Genomic DNA, 18,229 nt, shown 5'->3' with positions numbered 1-18,229 from the left:
TTACTCACTGACAACGCCCGTGGGCGCCGCTTCGATCTTGAACGCCGCCGAAATCAGCGCCTTGGTGTACTCGGTCTGCGGCGCCTGGAATATCTGCTCGGAGGGGCCGGCTTCCACCACCTGCCCGTTGCGCATCACGATAACCTCATTGGCGAGCGCGCGCACCACTTTCAGGTCGTGGCTGATGAAGAGATAGGCGAGATCGTGCTTGGCCTGCAGGTTGCGCAACAGATCGACCACCTGCGCCTGCACGCTCATATCCAGCGCCGAGGTCGGTTCGTCCAGCATGACGAAGCGCGGCTTCAGAACCATGGCCCGCGCGATGGCGATGCGCTGGCGCTGGCCGCCGGAAAATTCGTGCGGGTAGCGGAAGCGGGTCGCGGGATCGAGACCAACTTCGCGCAGCACGTCGACGACATGGGCGTCGCGCGCGGCAGCCTTCAATTGCGGCTCGTGAATTTTCAGCCCTTCCTCGATGATCTCCGACACCGACATGCGCGGGCTAAGCGAACCGAATGGATCCTGGAAGACGATCTGCAACTCGCTGCGCAGTGGCCGCATCTCGTTGAAGGTCAGCGCATTGATGTCGCGGCCCTCGAAGCTGATGCGCCCCTGGGACGAGATCATGCGCGAGAGGGCGAGCCCCAGCGTCGTCTTGCCCGAGCCGGATTCGCCGACCACGCCAAGCGTCTGGCCGGCGCGGACGATGACGTCGATGCCGTCGACAGCCTTCACATGATCGACCGTGCGGCGCAGGAAGCCCTGCCGGATGGGGAACCAGACCTTGACGTCCTTGCCTTCCATCACCGGCTTGGCGGAGGTGTCGCTGGCCGGCGGCTTGCCCTTGGGCTCGGCTGCCAGCAAATGCCGGGTGTATTCATGCTGCGGATTGGCAAAGATCTCCTTCGTCGGTCCGGTCTCGACGATCTTGCCCTTGGTCATCACGCAGACGCGGTCGGCGATCTTACGCACGATGCCCAGATCATGGGTGATGAAGAGCATCGACATGCCCTTCTTTGCCTTGAGGTTGGCAAGCAGTTCGAGGATCTGCGCCTGCACCGTCACGTCCAGCGCAGTCGTCGGCTCGTCGGCGATCAAAAGGGCCGGCTCGTTGGCCAGCGCCATGGCGATCATGACGCGCTGCCGCTGTCCGCCCGAAAGCTGGTGCGGGAAGGCTTCGAGGCGCTTTTCGGGGTCGCGAATGCCGACTTCCTTGAGCAGTTCCAGCGTCCGCGCCTTGGCCTGCTTGTCGCTCATACCCTGGTGAAGCCGGAGCACCTCGACGATCTGCTGCTCGATCGTATGCAGCGGATTGAGCGAGGTCATGGGTTCCTGGAAGATCATGGTGACCTTGTTGCCGCGCACGGCACGCAAGGTCTTTTCATCGGCCGACAACAGGTCTGTGCCGCGAAACAGGATTTGCCCGCTAGGATGGCTGGCCGCCGGATAGGGCAGGAGCTTCAGCACCGACAGGGCCGAGACCGACTTGCCCGAACCCGATTCGCCCACCAGGGCCACGGTTTCGCCTTCGCCGATATCGAAGGAGATGCGGTCGACGGCGGTCGAGACCTTGCCGCCCTGGGCAAAGGCCACCGACAGGTCGCGGACGGAAAGCAGGGGAGAGGTCAAAGGGCGGCCTCGATGTCGGTCATGCGGAAATCGTCACCCTTGAACAGCAGCGGCTGGCACCGCGCCTTGGACAGAGCATAGGCGAAACAGTCGCCGAGATTGAGCTTGGCTTTGTGGTTGCCCTTGCCGAAAGTCTGGTAGGCCTCCCGCGCAAGACGCGCCTGCTCGGGCGTGACCGTGGTGATCTCGATCGCTAGGCTCTCGATCAAATCGTCCAGTTTGCGCGACTTCGCGTCAGAGCCGAGCTGGTCAACGCGCACCGCTGCCTCGAGAAAATTCACCGGTGAGATGACGGGACGTGCCTTTGCGGCAATGAGCGCATCCTCCATTTGCTGGCCTTCGGGTTCGTCAAAAAGGATGGCCAGAATGGCCGATGCGTCGACGATCACTTGGGCAGCCCCCGCTCGTCGTAAAGATCGGAGTGGTCGCTCGTCACGCCCTCCGGTATCGGCCCGAAACTGTCGACGATCTCACGCACGCGCCGTTTCCGCTCGGCCACGTCGCGCTGGCTGTGCAGCCGCTGAATCTCGGCTTCCAGCGCCTGCTCGATGGCCGCCGTCATGCTCAATCCGGTCTCGGCGGCGAGCTGTTTGGCCAGGCGCTGCGCTTTTTCGCTCTTGATGTTCATGCCCATGACAATCTCCAAGGTAGAAGATTGCCAGGATTATACCATGCGGCCCCGGTCATTTGAACGTCTTCCGCGGGTCGAAGGCATCGCGGGTGGCTTCGCCGACGAAGATCAGCAGCGACAGCATGATCGAGATGACCACGAAGCCGGACAGGCCGAGCCATGGCGCATTGAGGTTGCGCTGGCCCTGCTTGAGCAGTTCGCCCAAAGAGGCCGAGCCCGGCGGCAGGCCGAAGCCGAGGAAGTCGAGCGAGGTCAGCGTGGTGATCGAACTGTTCAGGATGAACGGCAGGAAGGTCAGTGTCGCCACCATCGCATTGGGCAGCATGTGGCGGTACATGATGGTGCGGTTCGGCACGCCGAGCGCGCGGGCGGCGTTGACATATTCGAAGTTTCGGGCGCGGAGGAACTCGGCGCGCACCACGCCGACAAAGGCCACCCACGAGAACAGCAGCATCAGCCCCAGCAGGATGAAGAAGCCCGGCGGCAGGATCGCGGCCACGATGAGCAGCAGGTAGAGCACCGGAATGGCCGACCAGATTTCGATGAAGCGCTGGAACAGCAAGTCGACCCAGCCGCCGAAATAGCCCTGCACGGCGCCGGCCGAGATGCCGACCAGGGCCGAACCGATCGTCAGCGTCAGGCCGAACAGCACCGAGATGCGGAAGCCGTAGAGCACGCGCGCCAGCACGTCGCGTGCCTGGTCGTCGGTGCCGAGCCAGTTCCAGTTGCCGATGACGCAGTTGGGATCGTCGACACCCTGCGGCAGGCGTTGGCAGCGCGTCTGCTTGTCGTACATCCAGGACGGCTTCGCAGGCGCGGCCTGCGGAATCGCGGTGTTCACCGTGCGGTAGGAGTAGCGCACCAGCGGCCACAGCATCCAGCCATTCGTTTCGATCTCCTCCTGAATGACCGGGTCGCGATAGTCGGTCACCGCGTAGAAGCCGCCGAATTTCTCCTCCGGATAATCCACCAGAACCGGAAACAGGATTTCCCCCTTGTAGGAAACCATCACTGGCCGGTCGTTGGCGACGAACTCGGAAAACAGCGTCAGAACGAAGAGAAACAGGAAAATCCACAGCGACCAGTATCCACGCCGGTTGGCCTTGAAGCTCTGCCAGCGGCGTATGTTGAGCGGCGACAGCCAGGGCCGTTTCACCGTTTCGGGAGCGAAGTCCACCGCCGACATCAGACATCCCTCCGGTCGAAGTCGATGCGGGGATCGATCTTGGTGTAGGTCAGGTCGGAGACGAGGCCGATGAACAGGCCGATGAGCGACATGATGTAGAGGTTGGCGAACACCACCGGATAGTCGCGGTCGAGCACCGAACGGAAGCCGAGCAGGCCGAGCCCGTCGAGCGAGAAGATGTTCTCGATCAGCAGCGAGCCGGTGAAGAAGGCCGAGATGAAGGCGCCGGGAAAGCCGGCGATGATGATCAGCATGGCGTTGCGGAAGACATGGCCGTAGAGCACCCGCCGCTCTGACAGGCCCTTGGCGCGGGCGGTGACGACATATTGCTTGCGGATTTCATCGAGAAAGGAGTTCTTGGTCAGAAGCGTCGTGGTGGCGAAGGCCGACAGCACCATCGCCGTCAGCGGCAGGGTCAGGTGCCAGAAATAGTCGAGGATGCGGGCCGGCCAGGACAGTTGCTCCCAGTTCTCGGAGGTGAGGCCGCGCAGTGGGAACCAGTCGAAGAAGGAGCCGCCGGCGAACAGCACCATCAGGAGAATCGCGAACAGGAAGCCCGGAATGGCGTATCCGACGATGACGACGCCGCTGGTCCAGACGTCGAAGGCCGAGCCGTCCTTGACCGCCTTGCGGATGCCGAGGGGGATGGAAATCGCATAGGAAATCAGCGTGATCCAGAGACCGAGCGAGACCGAGACCGGCATCTTCTCGATGATCAGGTCGAGCACGGAGATGTCGCGGAAGTAGCTTTGGCCGAAATCGAAGCGCGCATAGTCCCAGAGCATATTCAGGAAACGCTCCAGCGGCGGCTTGTCGAAGCCGAACTGAACCTCCAGCCGCTTGATGAAGTCCGGGTCGAGGCCCTGCGCGCCGCGATAGCGCGAGGATGTCTCCGCCCCGGCTCCGCCTCCCGGATTGGCGGTGACGCCTGCGTCGGGGCTGCCGCCGCCGGAAAGCCGGTCGCCTGCGTCGCCGCCCTGTCCGGACAATTGTGCGAGAACCCGCTCGACGGGACCGCCCGGCGCGAACTGTATCACCACGAACGAGATCGCCATGATGCCGAACAAGGTCGGGATCATCAAAAGCAATCGGCGAAGGATATAGGCGCCCAAGGCTCAGAGCCCCCCGGTCCGAATGAGGGAACGCGTCATCTCGTTTTCAAGCCTTGCCAATCGCCGCCGCCTTATCCTTGTCGAACCACCAGAGCGCCTCGACGGGAAAGCCGAAGTCGGGCTTCGGCTCCTTGAAGCCGAACATGTCCCAATAGGCAACACGGTGATTCGCCGAAAACCAATTTGGAATCCAGTCGAGCCGGGCGCGCAAGGCCCGATCGAGCGCGCGCATGGCAATCGTCAGCGTTTCTCTGTCCTGCGCGCGCCCCACAGCGTCGACGAGGGCGTCGATGGCCGGATCGGCGGTGCCCGGAAAATTGCGCGACCCTTCCAGTCCAGCGGAACGCGAATGGAAGATGCCGTCCAACTCGTCACGCGTCGGGCTCGCCGAAAAGGACAGCGCCATGGAAATCAGGTCGAAGTCGAAACTGTTCTGTCGGGCGTTGTATTGCGTCGAATCGACCAGCCGCACCGATGCGTCGATGCCGATGGCGCGCATATTGCCCACCCATGGCGAGAAGATGCGGACGAACCCTTCGTCATCGACCAGCAGTTCGAGTGTCAGCGGTTGCCCTGCCGCGTTGCGCACGAACGATCCGTCGCGTTTCCATCCGGCGTCGGCAAGCAGCTTGGAGGCGGCGCCCAAAAGCTTGCGGTCCCGGCCGCTGCCGTCCGAGACCGGCTGGATCACGGCATCGCCAAAGGCGGTATCGGGCAGCTGTCCGCGAAACGGTTCGAGCAGTTCCAACTCGGCCGGCGAGGGCGGACCTTCCGCGCGATAGTCGGATTTTTCAAAGCTGGACTGCGACCGTTCGTAGGAATCGTAAAACAGGTTGCGCTTGGTCCATTCGAAATCGAAGCAGATCGCGATGGCCTCGCGGACGCGGCGGTCCTTGAAGCGCTCGCGCCGCTGGTTAAGGGCGCAGGCCTGCATGGAAGGCCGCTTCTCGCCGTCGAAGTCGCGGCGGACGACCTTGCCTTCTTTGAGCGCGGGAAAATCATAGCCGGTCGCCCACAGCCGTGAGGTGAACTCCTGCCGCTGCAGGATATCGCCTTTCTTGAAGGCCTCGAACGCTGCCTGGCGATCCTGGTAGAACTCGATGCGGATGGTGTCGAAGTGATTGGTGCCGCGGTTTACCGGAAGATTGGCGGCCCAGTAGTCCGCCACGCGCTCATAGTCGATGGACTGGCCCGGCCGCACGCGGCCGACCTTGTAGGGGCCCGATCCCAGCACGGGCTTCATGCTGGCGCCGTCGAAAGGGGCGACGTCGAAAAAGGCCTTGGAAACCAGAGGGAAGGTCACGGCATCGAGAACGGTGCGCGCCGACTGCTTGCCGTCGAAGGTCAGGCGCAGGGTGCGCGGATCGAGCGCCTCGGCTTTTTCGAGCCGCAACAGCGGCAGCGCCAGGCTGGGGTGACCCTTCTCCTTGAAGATGGTGAAGGAAAACGCCGCGTCCTCGGCGGTCAGCGGCGTGCCGTCATGGAAGCGGGCTTCGGGCCGCAGCGCAAATTCGAAGCTGTTGCGATCCTCGCTGATAACAACGGTTTCGGCCAAAAGGCCGTAGACCGCGTCCGGTTCGTCAAGGGCGCGGGTCATCAGCGAATCGTAGCACATCTCCATGCGCGGCGGCGCATCGCCGCGCGCCACGAAGGTGTTGAGCGTGTTGAAGGTCAGCGGGCTCTGGTTGAAATACCAATACGGCACCGAGAACACAAAGCGCCCGCCCTTGGGCGCCTCCGGGCTCGCATAGTCGAAATGCGAGAAGTCAGGGGGATATTTGAGGTCGCCGAAAGCCGACAGCCCGTGCAGCTTCGTCTTCGTCGGGCTCTCGGCAAAGGCCGGGATCGCCGGCGCGGCAATCGCGGAGGCCGCGAGCGCCAAAAACTGTCGCCGCGGCAGTCGCATGGTCAATTCTGGCTCCTGTATTTGGATGCCAGCACCTTTTCCTTGTCGACGTCGATCCACCAGGAATCGATGTCGGCGCCCACATAGGTCGGCTGCTTGTCGGGAATGCCGAACTTGTTCCAGACAGCCAGCCACTGCGTGTCGCGGGTGAACTGCGGAACGACGTAGTAATTCCACAGCAAGGCGCGGTCGAGCGCGCGCGTGGCGGCAACGAGGTCGTCGCGGTCGGTGGCGAAGATGACGCGGTCGACAAGCGCGTCGATCACCGGGTTCTTGATGCCGGAATAGTTGCGCGAGCCGGGCACATCGGCCACCTTCGACGACCAGAAATCGCGCTGTTCGTTGCCCGGGGAGTCCGATTGAGACAACGGCATGATGATGGAATCGAAATCGAAATTGTTGATTCGATTGAGATACTGGGTTGGATCGACCAGTCTCAACCGCGCCGTGACGCCGATCTTGCGCAGTGAACTGATGTAATAATTGATCGTGGCTTCCGATGCCTCGTTTGCCGACAGGATTTCATACTCGAAGGCCTGCCCGGTCTTGTCGTTGGTCATGCGGCCGTTCTTGATGTGCCAGCCGGCATCGCCGAACGCCTTGACGGCGGCTTGCAGATTGGCGCGCTCATCCTTGGGCTCGGCATAGACGGGCAGCGTAAACGGCTCGGTGAAGACCTCCGGCGGAAGCTGGTCCTTGTACTGGCTCAGGATTTCCAACTCCTTGCCTTCCGGCAGCCCGCTCGAAGCGAGATCGCCGCCGACGAAATAGCTGCTCACGCGCTTGTTGAGACCAAACGACATGGTTCGGTTCAGCGTTTCGAAATCATAGGCCAGCGTCAGCGCCTTTCGCACATTGCGGTCCGCAAACAGCGGGCGGCGCGTGTTCAGCACGAAGCCCTGGAAATTGGCCGAGGCTGTGGCCTTGAACTCCTTCTTTATGACGTCGCCTGCATCGAGGGCAGGGAACTTGTATTTGGTCATCCAGTCGCGGGCGCTCATCTCGACTTCGATGTCTTCCAGCCCGCCTTTGGTAAAGGCCTGGAAGGCCGCATTGGAATCGAGGATATAGGTGTAGCGGCGCTTGTCGAAATTATTGCGGCCGACATTCACAGGAACGTTCTGCCCCCAATAATCCTTGACGCGCTCCCAGATGATTTCCTGGCCGGGCCTGAAGCTTGCGATCTTGTAAGGACCTGAGCCGAGCGGCGGCTCCAGCGTCGGCTGGGTGACGTCGCGCTTCTTGCCCTTGGCATCGGTGCCCTCCCACCAGTGCTTGGGCAGGACGATCATGTCGCCGATAATCTTGGGCAATTCGCGATTGCCCTTCTGGTCGAAACGGAACTCGACCTGGTTGTCGCCGACGGCGACAGCTTCGGTGACATTCTCGTAGTAGCGGCTGTAATAGGGGCTGTTGGCTTTGAGCACCTGGAACGACCAGATGACGTCGTCGGTGGTCACCGGCTGGCCGTCATGCCATTTGGCGGCGGGATTAAGCCGGTAGGTGGCCGACGAATAATCGTCTGGATATTTGAACGCCTCGGCAATCAGCGGGTGGCTGACGCTCGGCTCGTCAACCGACTGTTCCATCAGCATCTCATAAATCAGGCCTCCGCCAAACGGAGCGAAGCCCGCGGCCGGCGTGCCGCGCACGATATAGGGATTGAAGCTGTCGAAGGTGCCTTGCACCACGCTGTTCAACGTGCCGCCCTTGGGCGCATCCGGGTTGACGTAGTCGTAGTGCTTGAAGTCCTGGCCGTATTTGGACTCAGCCATGAGGGAATAAGATGTGTGCCACTCGTCCTGAGCATGGGCGACGATGGGACTGATGAAAAACACGGCGGCGATGGCGGCGGGGGCAAATCTCGTCATCCGGCGTAGCGTCATTCTCTTCCTCTCAAGCAGATTTCGCAGCAGTCTAGAGCATTCGCCGTGCATGGAAACCGGGTCTCGCACGATTGTTACGAACCAGAATGCAGAAAATGAAAAAGCCGGGCTGAACCCGGCTTTTTCAAGGTCTTAATATTACAATTTGGTCAGGTTACTGCGCCGGCGCAGGCTGGTTTGGCGTCGTCGGGGTCTCGGGAGCCGGCGCTGCCGGTTGCGCGGGCGCGTCGCCAGGCGCGACAGGCGTCGAGCCGCTCTCGGGAGCCGAGGTGTTTTCAGGTGCGGGCGCGGCAGCGGCGTCCGGTAACGGAGCCGGATTGTCGGCCAGCGTGCGCAGGTAGGCGATCAGGTTGGCGCGCTCATCCGGCTTCTTGATGCCGGCAAAGCCCATCGCGGTGCCCTTCACATAGCCCTTCGGCGAGGTGAGGAAGTGGCTGAGGTGGCCGTAGTCCCACTTGACCGAGCCGCCCTCCGAGAATTCCTTCAAAGCGTTGGAATAGGCGAAGCCGCCATGCGTGGCGATCGGGCGGTTGACGATGTCCCACAGATCGGGACCGACCTTGTTGGGGCCGCCCTTTTCGCCGGAATGGCAGGCCGTGCACTTCTTGAACACGGCAGCGCCCGCATCGGCATCGGCACTGGCCAGGAGAACGGCGATCGGCTCTTCCGCCGCGGCGGCTTCACCTCCGCCCGCGGGCGCCTCTTCGGCAGCCTCGATGGTGAAGCCCGGCTTTTCCGGCGCCGGCGAAGCAAAAATCGCATCGCCCACCAACGAGATCGAGAAGACGATGAAGACCGTCCCCAGGAGCCCGCCGATCACCTTGTTCAGTTCGAAAGAGTCCATTCGCCCCAGGCTCCCTTTTTCGGATTGCCGCACCCTCCAGCGCTGGCGTCCGATCGTCGGTAAAGAATTCTCGGCCGGCGGACCGGTCCAAATCGCGCGGAAACTAGGTCTTTTGCTCTGACGTTGCAACACATATAAGGGCGCTTCCAGTGAGACCTTTTGCCACTTTGCCCAAGCTTCGGAACAGCCGTCCAACCGCCATGTCCATCCTGATCCTCATCCCCGCCCGCATGGCTTCCACGCGCCTGCCCGGCAAGCCGCTGGCCGATATCGCCGGCAAGCCGATGATCGTCCATGTCGCCGAGCGTTCCGCCCGAAGCGGGCTTGGCCGCGTGGCCGTCGCCACCGACGCCGCCGAGGTGGCGGACGCAGTGCGTGCGCATGGCTTCGAGGCGGTGATGACCAGGGCCGATCACCAGTCCGGCTCCGACCGCATCTTCGAAGCCCTGCAAAGCCTCGATCCCGCTGGTTCGGTGGATACGGTCATCAACGTGCAGGGCGATCTGCCCACCATCGATCCCGAATTGATCCGCGCCGCCTTGCGCCCGTTCGACGATGCCTCGGTGGATATCGCCACGCTCGGCGTCGAGATCGTCCGCGAGGAGGAACGCGCCAACCCCAATGTCGTCAAGATCGTCGGATCGCCTCTATCGGAGAGCCGATTGCGGGCACTCTATTTTACGCGTGCGACGGCACCGTGGGGCGAGGGCCCGCTTTATCACCACATCGGCCTCTACGCTTATCGCTGCGCCGCGCTTGAACGCTTCGTCGGCCTCAAGCCGTCGCCGCTCGAAACTCGCGAACGGCTGGAACAGTTGCGCGCGCTGGAAGCCGGCATGCGCATAGACGCCGAAATCGTTCATTCCGTGCCACTTGGCGTGGACACGCCCGAAGACCTCGAGCGCGCCCGCGACATACTTTCCCAGGACTAAGACCATGCCAGACAAGACGAACCGTATCTCCTTCCAGGGCGAACCTGGCGCGAACTCCGACACGGCATGTCGAAACGTGTTTCCGACGATGGAGCCGCTGCCGTGCCCGACCTTCGAGGACGCATTCAACGCGGTGGAGAGCGGCAAGGCGGATCTGGCGATGATCCCGATCGAGAACACGATCGCCGGCCGCGTCGCCGACATTCACCATCTCCTGCCGGAATCCAAGCTGCACATCGTCGGAGAGTATTTCCTGCCGATCCATTTCCAGCTGATGGTGCTGCCCGGCGTCCAGCGCGCCGAGATCAAATCCATCCACAGCCATATCCATGCGCTGGGCCAGACGCGCAAATATATCCGCAAGAACGGCTGGAAGGCTGTCGTCGCCGGCGATACGGCGGGCGCGGCGAAGCTGGTGGCCGCGGTCAAGGACCGCTCGATGGCAGCGCTCGCGCCGCAGCTGGCCGCGAGCCTCTACGGCCTCGATATCCTCGAGCAGAATGTCGAGGATACGGAAAACAACATCACCCGCTTCGTCGTGCTCAGCAAGCGCAAGCAATGGGCCGAGCGCAACGATCCGGAGGTGAAGATGATGACCACCTTCGTCTTCCGCGTGCGCAACGTTCCGGCCGCGCTCTACAAGGCGATGGGCGGCTTTGCCACCAATGGCGTCAACATGACCAAGCTGGAGAGCTACCAGTTGGGCGCCTTCACCGCCACGCAGTTCTATGCCGATATCGAGGGCCATCCCGACGACGCCCATGTGGCGCGTGCCTTGGAAGAACTGCGCTTCTTCTCCAAGGAAGTGCGCATTCTCGGGGTCTATCCGGCGAGCGAGACCCGCGAGGAATGGAATGCGGCGGACTAGTCGCCTTCCGCCCATGACTTGATCAGGTGATGGGCGATTGCCGCGGGCGGTGGGGTGCGTAGCCCCTCGGGATGGGTGCCCGCAAGCATCTGGAGGACATCGCCGCGGTCGAACCAGCGGCAGTCTTCCAGCTCTTCCAGGTCGGTGCGGATGGTTTCGTCCAGCGCCTCGCCATAGCAACCGATCATCAGCGTGTAGGGGAACGGCCAAGGCTGGCTGGCGTGATAGACGACGCGGCCAAGCCTGATGCCGGCTTCCTCGAAGGTTTCGCGCCGCACAGCCTCTTCGATGGTTTCGCCGGGCTCGATGAAGCCTGCGAGCGCCGAATACATGCCCGGCGCGAAATGCCGGCTGCGCCCCATGAGGCAGCGGTCGCCATGGATCGTCAGCATGATGGCGACGGGGTCGGTTCGCGGGAAATGCTCGGCGCCACACCCCGTGCAGATGCGTTTGTAGCCGCCCGCGCGGTTTTCGGTCGGCTTGCCGCAGCGGCCGCAGAAGCGGTGCGTGGCGTGCCAGGCCAACAGCGCGGCCGCCTGCGCCATGGCTGCCAGATCGGCGCCCGGCAGAAGGCCCTGCGTGTAGGCGGAGCGGTAGTCCACCGCCTTGATGTCGTCCGGCAGCGTGTCGGGCAGGGCGGAGCAGGGTACGGCCACGACCGGCCCCTCCGGCGTCATGCCCAGAAGCACGGCTTCCGCGAAATCCGGCTGCAGCGCGGCGATCTCTCTTGCATGAAAGCAGGCATTTGCGGTGTCGCCCTTAAAGCGCAGATGCAGGCGTCCGCCGCCGAGCGCAAGCAGGCGCACCGACGGGTCGTCGAGGGCCGACTGCGTTGACGTGTCGCTGCGTTTTTCGGACTGCCGGTCGATGAGATTGCCGGCAAAAGCGACGAACTGGCTCGGCTCGCGCTCGGGAGCGTCAAAAAGTTTGAATGGCATAGGGACTAAAGCGCTGCCTTGATCTTGGCGGTAAAGCCATGGATTTCTTCGCTGGTATAGGGCTCCCTGAGCCCATGCCCCCAGACGGGACCGGGCCAGGCGGGGTCGCCCTCGTTGCGCGCGATGATGTGGACATGCAACTGGCGCACGATGTTGCCCAGCGCGCCGCTGTTGATCTTGATGCAGCCGGTCACCCGTTTGAGCGCCGAGGCGACCATGTTGGTTTCGAAGGTCAGCATCGCCTGGTCGAGCGGCGTCAGGTCGTGGAGTTCCTCGATGCCGGCGCGTTGCGGCACCATCACCAGCCATGGCCAGCGGCGATCGTTCATGATCCGCAACTCGCACAGCCCGAGCCACATCAACTGCTCGGTATCCGCGTCCAGGCGCGCGTCGAGCGTAAAACCCGGCTTCAGAGCCTCGATCATGGTATTGCCTCGTTTTTCCCGAGGCTAGAGCGGCGGTCGGGCGGCTGCAAGCGATTCCTTGCGGAAGACGGCCTAATCGCCGCAGTTTCGGACGGGCCTTGCATTTCGGTTTCGAATTGCCGATATGGACGTTGGGAGGTTGGTGGTGGACGATCCACTCGCCAACCGGGTCAGGTCCGGAAGGAAGCAGCCCTAACGAGCCCGGAACGGGTCATTGTTCCAGCCTCCCGCCTTCTGCCCCTCTTCGCGACGTTGACGACGCATTGCGGCGCGGGCGAAACTTGTTTTGCGGAATCGGCCCGAACGAGGCCGGTCGAGCGGGCCGAAAGGCCCAACGGGATGACGCCGGAGCGGAACGACGAATGAGCGAAAGCGGACAAACCGATACACCCGGCGGCGGCGCCTATCGCGTCCTGGCCCGGAAATATCGCCCGGCCGATTTCTCGGCTCTCATCGGCCAGGAGCCGATGGTCCGCACCCTGACCAATGCCTTTTCCTCCGGACGCATCGCCCAGGCCTGGATGTTGACGGGCGTGCGCGGGGTCGGCAAGACAACCACCGCCCGCATCCTGGCGCGCGCGCTCAACTACAAAACGGCCGACATTGATCGCCCCTCCGTCGACCTCATCCTTCCCGGCGAGCACTGCAAGGCGATCATGGAAGGCCGCCATGTCGATGTCATCGAGATGGACGCGGCCTCCCATACCGGCATCGACGACATCCGCGACATCATCGACCGGGTGCGCTATGCGCCGGTCTCCGCGCGCTACAAGGTCTACATCATCGACGAGGTTCACATGCTGTCGACGCAGGCCTTCAACGGCCTGCTGAAGACGCTGGAGGAGCCGCCGCCGCATGTGAAGTTCATCTTCGCCACCACCGAAATCCGCAAGGTTCCGATTACCGTCCTGTCGCGCTGCCAGCGCTTCGACCTGCGCCGGGTCGATGCCGGCGCGCTGGTTGCCCATCTGGCCGGCATTTCGGAGCAGGAGGGCATCGCCGTCGAGGACGAGGCGCTGGCCATGGTGGCGCGCGCCGCGGAAGGCTCGGTGCGCGATTCGCTGTCCATCCTCGACCAGGCGATTGCCCATGGCGGCGGCGCCGTTACGGCGGAAGCGGTGCGCGCCATGCTCGGCCTGGCCGACCGCGCCCGGGTGGTCGATCTGTTCGAGCATATCATGAAGGGCGATGTCGCGGCGGCGCTCAACGAGTTCCGCACCCAATACGACACCGGTGCCGATCCGGCCGCTGTGCTGACCGATCTCGCCGAGTTCAATCACCTCGTCACACGCCTGCGTTTCGTGCCGACGGCGGCCGACGATGCGTCGCTATCGGTGGAAGAGCGCAAGCGCGGCCTGCAATTCGCCGAGACGCTGTCCGTCAGGGTGCTGTCGCGCGCCTGGCAGATGCTGCTCAAGGGCATTCCGGAGGTGCAGTCTTCCAACCGGCCTGTATCCGCTGCCGAGATGGTTCTGATCCGGCTGGCGCATGCCGCCAACCTGCCGACGCTGGACGAGGCGCTGAAGGCGTTGGCCGATGCCCCGTCCGGCACCGCTGCTCCGGTCGTTCGTGGCAATAACGCGTCGATCTCGGCGCCTGCCGCTCCGGTTTCGGCGGCGATGTCGCAGACGCGCATGGGGCCTTCCGGCGGCGTGGGCACCGCCATGCGGCTTGTCGAAACCACGGCTCCCGCCGAAACGCCTGCCATGGCGCCTGTGCCGGTGGCCGAGCCGGAACCCGAGGTGCCTGTGAGGTCTCTGGCCGAACTGGCGGCTCTGGCCGAGACCAACCGCGACATGGCCTTCAAAGTGTTGATCAAGCGCTGCGTTCGTCCGGTGAAATTCGAGCCGGGCAAGGTCGAGGTCAGCCTGACCGACGAGGCGCCGCGCACCTTGCTCAACGACATGACCGCGCGGCTCAAATCCTGGACCGGCCGGCACTGGATGGTGTCGCTGTCGCGCGAGGAAGGCGGGCCGACGCTGGCGGAGATGGAAGCAAGCAAGCGCGAAACCGCGTTCATGGATGCGCGCTCCGATCCCACGGTCGCTGCCGTCCTGGCGAAGTTTCCGGGCTCCAAGATTATCGACGTGCGCATTCCGGATGCGCCCGAGGCCGATCTCGAAGATGCAGCACTTCCCGTCGATCCTGGCATCGACCCGGGGAGCGACGAAGACGACGACAACTGAAATCGACGACAGGAGCCGATCATGAAAGATCTTCTGGGCCTTATGGGCAAGGCAAAGGAAATGCAGGCCAAGCTACAGGCCATGCAGGACGAGGTGGCGCAGATGGAGGCGACCGGCCAGTCCGGCGGCGGTCTCGTCTCCGTCACGCTTTCGGGCAAGTCCGACCTCAAGGCGCTCAAGATCGATCCGTCGCTGCTGAAGGCCGACGAGGTCGAAATTCTCGAAGACCTGATCGTGGCCGCCCACAACGACGCCAAGGCCAAGGTTGAGGCGCAGATGCAGGAAAAGACCAAGGCGCTGACCGCCGGCCTGCCGATCCCTCCCGGCATGAAGCTGCCGTTCTAATCGCGGTCCGTTTTGGCGGTGCGGCTTTTATGGCCGGCCGCCAGCAGGCTGTAACGATCTGTTTCAGCACGTGGCGAAAACGTGTTGAATTTATGGTTAACCGTTTGTCTATGCACAGCGTTCCCGTCTCGGACGCCTCTGAACGGCCTCGCCGCAGCTAAGTTCTTGTCTTTACAGGATTCCCAGCGGCAAGACGGTTAATGCAACGGCATCACCGTCATGGCATCTACGGCATTTGTTAACCTCGCTGTGTGACCTTCTGAAACGCGGTTGATGCTTTGTGGCAACATTCGCCATTTTTTCGCCTGAAAATATCCGATGCTGCTCAGCACTAGGGGATGTGGCGGGTTTTTGGAGAGGGGCTCTTTTGAAAGCCAAGAGATGGAAGATGCCGATTGTGATCGGCATCATCGCATCGCCTGTCGTCATGTCGGGTTGCAACAGCACCAGCAAATTGACGGATGGCGTGACCACCAGTTCGGTCCGGTCCTATGGCTACACGGCCCAGGACAAGGGATGCCTCGCAAGGGCGATGTTCTTCGAATCCAACCGGTCCAGCCGTGACGGCCTGGTCGCCGTCGGTTCGGTGGTCATGAACCGGCTCAAATCCGGCGAGCATGGCGAAACGGTCTGCGACGTGGTCGGCCAGAAGGGCCAGTTCGCCCCGGGCGTGATGACGCGGCCGATGGATTCCAAGGCCCTGCCGGACGTGACGGCCGCCGCGGAAGCGGTGCTGAAGGGCGAACGCCATCCCAAGGTTCCGGAGAACGTCATGTTCTTCCACACCGCGGGTCTGAAATTCCCTTACAAGAACATGCATTACACCACCGTTGCCGGTGGCAATGCGTTCTACGAAAAGCGCAGCCGCCGCAAGGCACAGCCTGCCGCGCCTGAAGTCGCTGAAACCATGATGGCTGCGGCGGAAGAGCCGAAGACGCTGCCAGGCGTCGCCGAAGCCGAGCTTGTCGCTTCGGTCGCGGCCACCGTGCCGGCTCCGGCCCCGATCGATAGTGGATCGACGGACATTGCCGCGATACCCGCCGAGGCGGCGCTGGAAAGCGCAATGTCGTTCCAGCCCACGGCAAGCCAGGCCGATCAGATCGGCGCGCTGATCCTCAACCAGGACCGCCCGGTGATCCAGTAAGGGTTGCGGGAGCAGCAACGCGTGTGGGAAAGAAGGCGTCCAAAAGTGGCGCCTTCATAATTTCCTACTCACGCTTCGCCGCTCGTTTTATACCCCTCCCATGTCCAAACGAATCGCCGGCCCGGAAATCGAACGCCTGATCCAGCTCCTGTCCAAGGTTCCGGGCCTTGGGCCGCGTTCGGCCCGGCGCGCGGCGCTGCACCTGATCAAGAAGAAGGAGCAGCTTCTGGCGCCGCTGGCCGCCGCCATGGGCGAGGCAGTCGACAAGGTGCGGGTATGCTCGACCTGCGGCAATGTCGACACGGCCGATCCCTGCATGATCTGCACCGATGCCCGCCGCGATTCCGGCACCATCATCGTCGTCGAGGATGTCTCCGACCTGTGGGCCCTGGAGCGTGCGACCGCGATGAACGCCAAGTTTCATGTACTTGGCGGCACGCTGTCGCCGCTCGACGGCATTGGCCCCGACCAGCTCAACATCAAGCAACTGGTGACGCGCGTGGCCGAAGGCGGGATCAGGGAGATCATCCTGGCCGTCAACGCCACGGTCGAGGGCCAGACCACCGCGCACTACCTGACCGACCAGCTTTCCGGCTTCGACGTCAAGGTCACCAGACTCGCCCATGGCGTGCCGGTCGGCGGCGAGCTCGACTATCTCGATGATGGAACATTGGCCGCGGCGTTGAAATCGCGGACGGTTTTTTGACTCAATTGGTTGGGAAGACGGCGGAATGAGATTTTCAACTGCTTTCAGCTTTCCCGCTCTACGTTGCCCCCCTCTGTCCTGCCGGACATGTCCCCCGCAAGGAGGGAGATCGGATATCGGGCCGGCTTTCGCCAATCGCAGACGGTGCAAAAGAGATGCGGAGCGCGAAGCTGCCAATCTCCCCCCTTGCGGGGAAGATGTCCGGCAGGACAGAGGGGGGCGCGAAGGAACGTGGCATATCCGACTACTATCGTTCTTTCTTGCCTCACTTCTTGCCGCAGTCATTTCCACAACCCCCTCCCGCGCCACCCCCGTCGATGACCAGTTCCGCGCCTGGCTCGACAACGACCTGTGGCCGGATGCGCAGAAGCAAGGGGTGTCCCGCGCCACATTCGACAGCGCGTTTGCCGGCATCAAGCCCAACCTCAAACTGCCGGATCTGGTTCTGCCGGGTCAGAAGCCCGACACGCCCAAGGTCCAGCATCAGGCCGAGTTCGGCTCTCCGGGCAATTATTTCGCTGAAAAGACCATCGGCGCAGTCGCGGCCGGCGGACGCAGCAGGGCGAAAACCCATGCAGCTACGCTGACGGCCATCGAGCGCAGATATGGCGTGCCCGGTTCGGTCGTGCTGGCGATATGGGGCCGCGAATCCGGCTTCGGTGCGGCGAAAATGCCCTATGACGCCTTCGAGGTGCTCGGCACCAAGGCATTTTTAGCCACCCGCAAGGACATGTTCCGCAAGGAGGTGCTTGCCGCCCTGCAGATCGTGCAAAAGGGGTTGGCGAGCCGTGACAAGATGAAATCGTCATGGGCCGGCGCGTTGGGCCAGCCGCAGTTCCTGCCGACATCGTTCCTTGAGCATGCGGTGGCGTTCGACGGCAGCGGTAGGCCCGACATCTGGAATTCGTTACCCGACAGCCTGGCGTCCATTGCCAATTATCTGGTGCATTACGGCTGGGCCAAGGGCCGCGACTGGGGCTTCGAGGTCGCCGTTCCTGCCAGCCTGTCCTGCGCTTTGGAAGGCCCCGACCAGGGCAAGCGCATTTCGGACTGGGCGTCGCTCGGCGTCAAGCGGGTCGGCGGTCGCCCGTTCCCGAGCAATGAACTGGCTGCCGAAGGTTTCCTTCTGATGCCTGCCGGCCGCAGGGGACCTGCCTTCATCGTGACGCAGAATTTCTACGTGCTGAAGAAATACAATGAAAGCGACCTGTACGCGCTGTTCATCGGGCATGGCGCTGATCGGATTTCAGCGGGCGATCATCGCTTTTCCGGCCAGTGGGGCCAGGTCGGCGGCCTCTACCGTTCGGATATAGCTGCGATGCAGCGCGGCCTTGAAAAGGCCGGCTACGATGTCGGCGGCGCCGACGGACTGCCAGGCTTCAAGACCCGCCGCTCCATCGGCGATTGGCAGCATAGCAAGGGGCAGGAGCCGACCTGCTTCCCCGACAAAGGCATCGTCGACGCGACGAAATAGGCTGGACCTGTCCGTCC

Annotated in this window: 17 protein-coding genes and 1 other RNA gene; 8 read left to right on the top strand and 10 right to left on the bottom strand. The window is 62.9% G+C overall.

What is annotated here, in order from left to right:
* The 8 genes from ICI42_RS01770 to ICI42_RS01735 all read right to left on the bottom strand — a co-directional run bounded on the left by ICI42_RS01770 (nucleotide 1) and on the right by ICI42_RS01735 (nucleotide 9,194).
* On the bottom strand, nucleotides 1-1,629 hold the full coding sequence (locus ICI42_RS01770; RefSeq protein WP_188162820.1) for an ABC transporter ATP-binding protein: 1,629 nt from the start codon (nucleotides 1,627-1,629) through the stop codon (nucleotides 1-3).
* Entirely contained in the window at nucleotides 1,626-2,018 is a 393-nt protein-coding gene (locus ICI42_RS01765; RefSeq protein WP_188162819.1) for a type II toxin-antitoxin system VapC family toxin, read from the bottom strand. The genes ICI42_RS01770 and ICI42_RS01765 overlap by 4 nt, the downstream gene beginning before the upstream one ends.
* Nucleotides 2,015-2,263, bottom strand: a complete 249-nt coding sequence (locus tag ICI42_RS01760) for a type II toxin-antitoxin system VapB family antitoxin (RefSeq protein WP_188162818.1) — start codon at nucleotides 2,261-2,263, stop codon at nucleotides 2,015-2,017. Before ICI42_RS01760 ends, ICI42_RS01765 begins: the two co-directional genes overlap by 4 nt.
* 49 nt (nucleotides 2,264-2,312) lie before the next feature.
* Nucleotides 2,313-3,446: an ABC transporter permease gene (locus tag ICI42_RS01755; protein WP_188162817.1), complete on the bottom strand. Its 1,134-nt coding sequence runs from the start codon at nucleotides 3,444-3,446 to the stop codon at nucleotides 2,313-2,315.
* Nucleotides 3,446-4,558 carry a microcin C ABC transporter permease YejB gene (locus ICI42_RS01750; protein WP_188162816.1) on the bottom strand — a complete coding sequence of 371 codons (1,113 nt, stop codon included), beginning with the start codon at nucleotides 4,556-4,558 and terminating at the stop codon, nucleotides 3,446-3,448. The genes ICI42_RS01755 and ICI42_RS01750 overlap by 1 nt, the downstream gene beginning before the upstream one ends.
* A gap of 46 nt (nucleotides 4,559-4,604) precedes the next feature.
* On the bottom strand, nucleotides 4,605-6,464 hold the full coding sequence (locus ICI42_RS01745; RefSeq protein ID WP_188162815.1) for an extracellular solute-binding protein: 1,860 nt from the start codon (nucleotides 6,462-6,464) through the stop codon (nucleotides 4,605-4,607).
* 2 nt (nucleotides 6,465-6,466) lie between these two features.
* Nucleotides 6,467-8,350 (bottom strand): extracellular solute-binding protein, encoded by a 1,884-nt coding sequence (locus ICI42_RS01740; RefSeq protein WP_230980123.1) that lies wholly within the window; start codon nucleotides 8,348-8,350, stop codon nucleotides 6,467-6,469.
* Between the two features lie 154 nt (nucleotides 8,351-8,504).
* Nucleotides 8,505-9,194, bottom strand: a complete 690-nt coding sequence (locus tag ICI42_RS01735) for a c-type cytochrome (RefSeq protein WP_188162813.1) — start codon at nucleotides 9,192-9,194, stop codon at nucleotides 8,505-8,507.
* Nucleotides 9,195-9,394: 200 nt separating this feature from the next.
* On the opposite strand from ICI42_RS01735, the gene ICI42_RS01730 reads away from it, so the two are divergent.
* Both ICI42_RS01730 and ICI42_RS01725 read left to right on the top strand, forming a co-directional pair.
* The gene (locus ICI42_RS01730) at nucleotides 9,395-10,126 is read left to right on the top strand and encodes a 3-deoxy-manno-octulosonate cytidylyltransferase (RefSeq protein ID WP_188162812.1); all 732 of its coding nucleotides are present in this window, start codon (nucleotides 9,395-9,397) and stop codon (nucleotides 10,124-10,126) included.
* Nucleotides 10,127-10,130: 4 nt separating this feature from the next.
* Entirely contained in the window at nucleotides 10,131-10,994 is an 864-nt protein-coding gene (locus tag ICI42_RS01725) for a prephenate dehydratase (protein ID WP_188162811.1), read from the top strand.
* Here ICI42_RS01725 and nudC read toward each other — a convergent pair.
* The gene (gene nudC, locus ICI42_RS01720) at nucleotides 10,991-11,932 is read right to left on the bottom strand and encodes an NAD(+) diphosphatase (RefSeq protein WP_188162810.1); all 942 of its coding nucleotides are present in this window, start codon (nucleotides 11,930-11,932) and stop codon (nucleotides 10,991-10,993) included. The genes ICI42_RS01725 and nudC overlap by 4 nt on opposite strands.
* Nucleotides 11,933-11,937: 5 nt before the next feature.
* Entirely contained in the window at nucleotides 11,938-12,357 is a 420-nt protein-coding gene (locus ICI42_RS01715) for an HIT domain-containing protein (RefSeq protein ID WP_188162809.1), read from the bottom strand.
* A gap of 134 nt (nucleotides 12,358-12,491) precedes the next feature.
* Here ICI42_RS01715 and ffs point away from each other — a divergent pair.
* The 6 genes from ffs (at nucleotide 12,492) to ICI42_RS01685 (ending at nucleotide 18,212) form a co-directional block, all read left to right on the top strand.
* An RNA gene (gene ffs / locus ICI42_RS01710) (signal recognition particle sRNA small type) lies at nucleotides 12,492-12,588 on the top strand.
* A 131-nt stretch (nucleotides 12,589-12,719) separates the two neighbouring features.
* Nucleotides 12,720-14,543: a DNA polymerase III subunit gamma/tau gene (locus ICI42_RS01705; RefSeq protein ID WP_188162808.1), complete on the top strand. Its 1,824-nt coding sequence runs from the start codon at nucleotides 12,720-12,722 to the stop codon at nucleotides 14,541-14,543.
* A gap of 21 nt (nucleotides 14,544-14,564) precedes the next feature.
* Complete coding sequence (locus tag ICI42_RS01700) at nucleotides 14,565-14,888, top strand: YbaB/EbfC family nucleoid-associated protein (RefSeq protein ID WP_188162807.1); 324 nt, start codon at nucleotides 14,565-14,567, stop codon at nucleotides 14,886-14,888.
* Between the two features lie 388 nt (nucleotides 14,889-15,276).
* Nucleotides 15,277-16,032, top strand: coding sequence for a cell wall hydrolase (locus ICI42_RS01695; protein WP_188162806.1), 756 nt, complete (start codon nucleotides 15,277-15,279; stop codon nucleotides 16,030-16,032).
* Nucleotides 16,033-16,132: 100 nt separating this feature from the next.
* Nucleotides 16,133-16,738, top strand: coding sequence for a recombination mediator RecR (gene recR / locus ICI42_RS01690; RefSeq protein ID WP_188162805.1), 606 nt, complete (start codon nucleotides 16,133-16,135; stop codon nucleotides 16,736-16,738).
* A gap of 25 nt (nucleotides 16,739-16,763) precedes the next feature.
* Nucleotides 16,764-18,212: a lytic murein transglycosylase gene (locus ICI42_RS01685; protein ID WP_188162804.1), complete on the top strand. Its 1,449-nt coding sequence runs from the start codon at nucleotides 16,764-16,766 to the stop codon at nucleotides 18,210-18,212.
* The last annotated feature ends 17 nt before the right edge of the window (nucleotides 18,213-18,229 follow it).

Origin of the sequence: Oryzicola mucosus, assembly GCF_014534685.1 — a bacterium.
GTDB lineage: Bacteria > Pseudomonadota > Alphaproteobacteria > Rhizobiales > Rhizobiaceae > Oryzicola > Oryzicola mucosus.
This window is presented reverse-complemented; position numbering and strand designations above follow the sequence as displayed.

Bases quoted from the DNA above. Each gene is read 5' to 3' on its own strand.
- ICI42_RS01715 (WP_188162809.1), bottom strand. From the start codon at position 12,357: ATGATCGAGGCTCTGAAGCCGGGTTTTACGCTCGACGCGCGCCTGGAC.
- ICI42_RS01685 (WP_188162804.1), top strand. From the start codon at position 16,764: ATGAGATTTTCAACTGCTTTCAGCTTTCCCGCTCTACGTTGCCCCCCT.
- ICI42_RS01725 (WP_188162811.1), top strand. From the start codon at position 10,131: ATGCCAGACAAGACGAACCGTATCTCCTTCCAGGGCGAACCTGGCGCG.
- ICI42_RS01755 (WP_188162817.1), bottom strand. From the start codon at position 3,446: ATGTCGGCGGTGGACTTCGCTCCCGAAACGGTGAAACGGCCCTGGCTG.
- ICI42_RS01740 (WP_230980123.1), bottom strand. From the start codon at position 8,350: ATGACGCTACGCCGGATGACGAGATTTGCCCCCGCCGCCATCGCCGCC.
- ICI42_RS01745 (WP_188162815.1), bottom strand. From the start codon at position 6,464: ATGCGACTGCCGCGGCGACAGTTTTTGGCGCTCGCGGCCTCCGCGATT.
- ICI42_RS01760 (WP_188162818.1), bottom strand. From the start codon at position 2,263: ATGGGCATGAACATCAAGAGCGAAAAAGCGCAGCGCCTGGCCAAACAG.
- ICI42_RS01695 (WP_188162806.1), top strand. From the start codon at position 15,277: ATGCCGATTGTGATCGGCATCATCGCATCGCCTGTCGTCATGTCGGGT.
- nudC (WP_188162810.1), bottom strand. From the start codon at position 11,932: ATGCCATTCAAACTTTTTGACGCTCCCGAGCGCGAGCCGAGCCAGTTC.
- recR (WP_188162805.1), top strand. From the start codon at position 16,133: ATGTCCAAACGAATCGCCGGCCCGGAAATCGAACGCCTGATCCAGCTC.
- ICI42_RS01700 (WP_188162807.1), top strand. From the start codon at position 14,565: ATGAAAGATCTTCTGGGCCTTATGGGCAAGGCAAAGGAAATGCAGGCC.
- ICI42_RS01705 (WP_188162808.1), top strand. From the start codon at position 12,720: ATGAGCGAAAGCGGACAAACCGATACACCCGGCGGCGGCGCCTATCGC.
- ICI42_RS01735 (WP_188162813.1), bottom strand. From the start codon at position 9,194: ATGGACTCTTTCGAACTGAACAAGGTGATCGGCGGGCTCCTGGGGACG.
- ICI42_RS01730 (WP_188162812.1), top strand. From the start codon at position 9,395: ATGTCCATCCTGATCCTCATCCCCGCCCGCATGGCTTCCACGCGCCTG.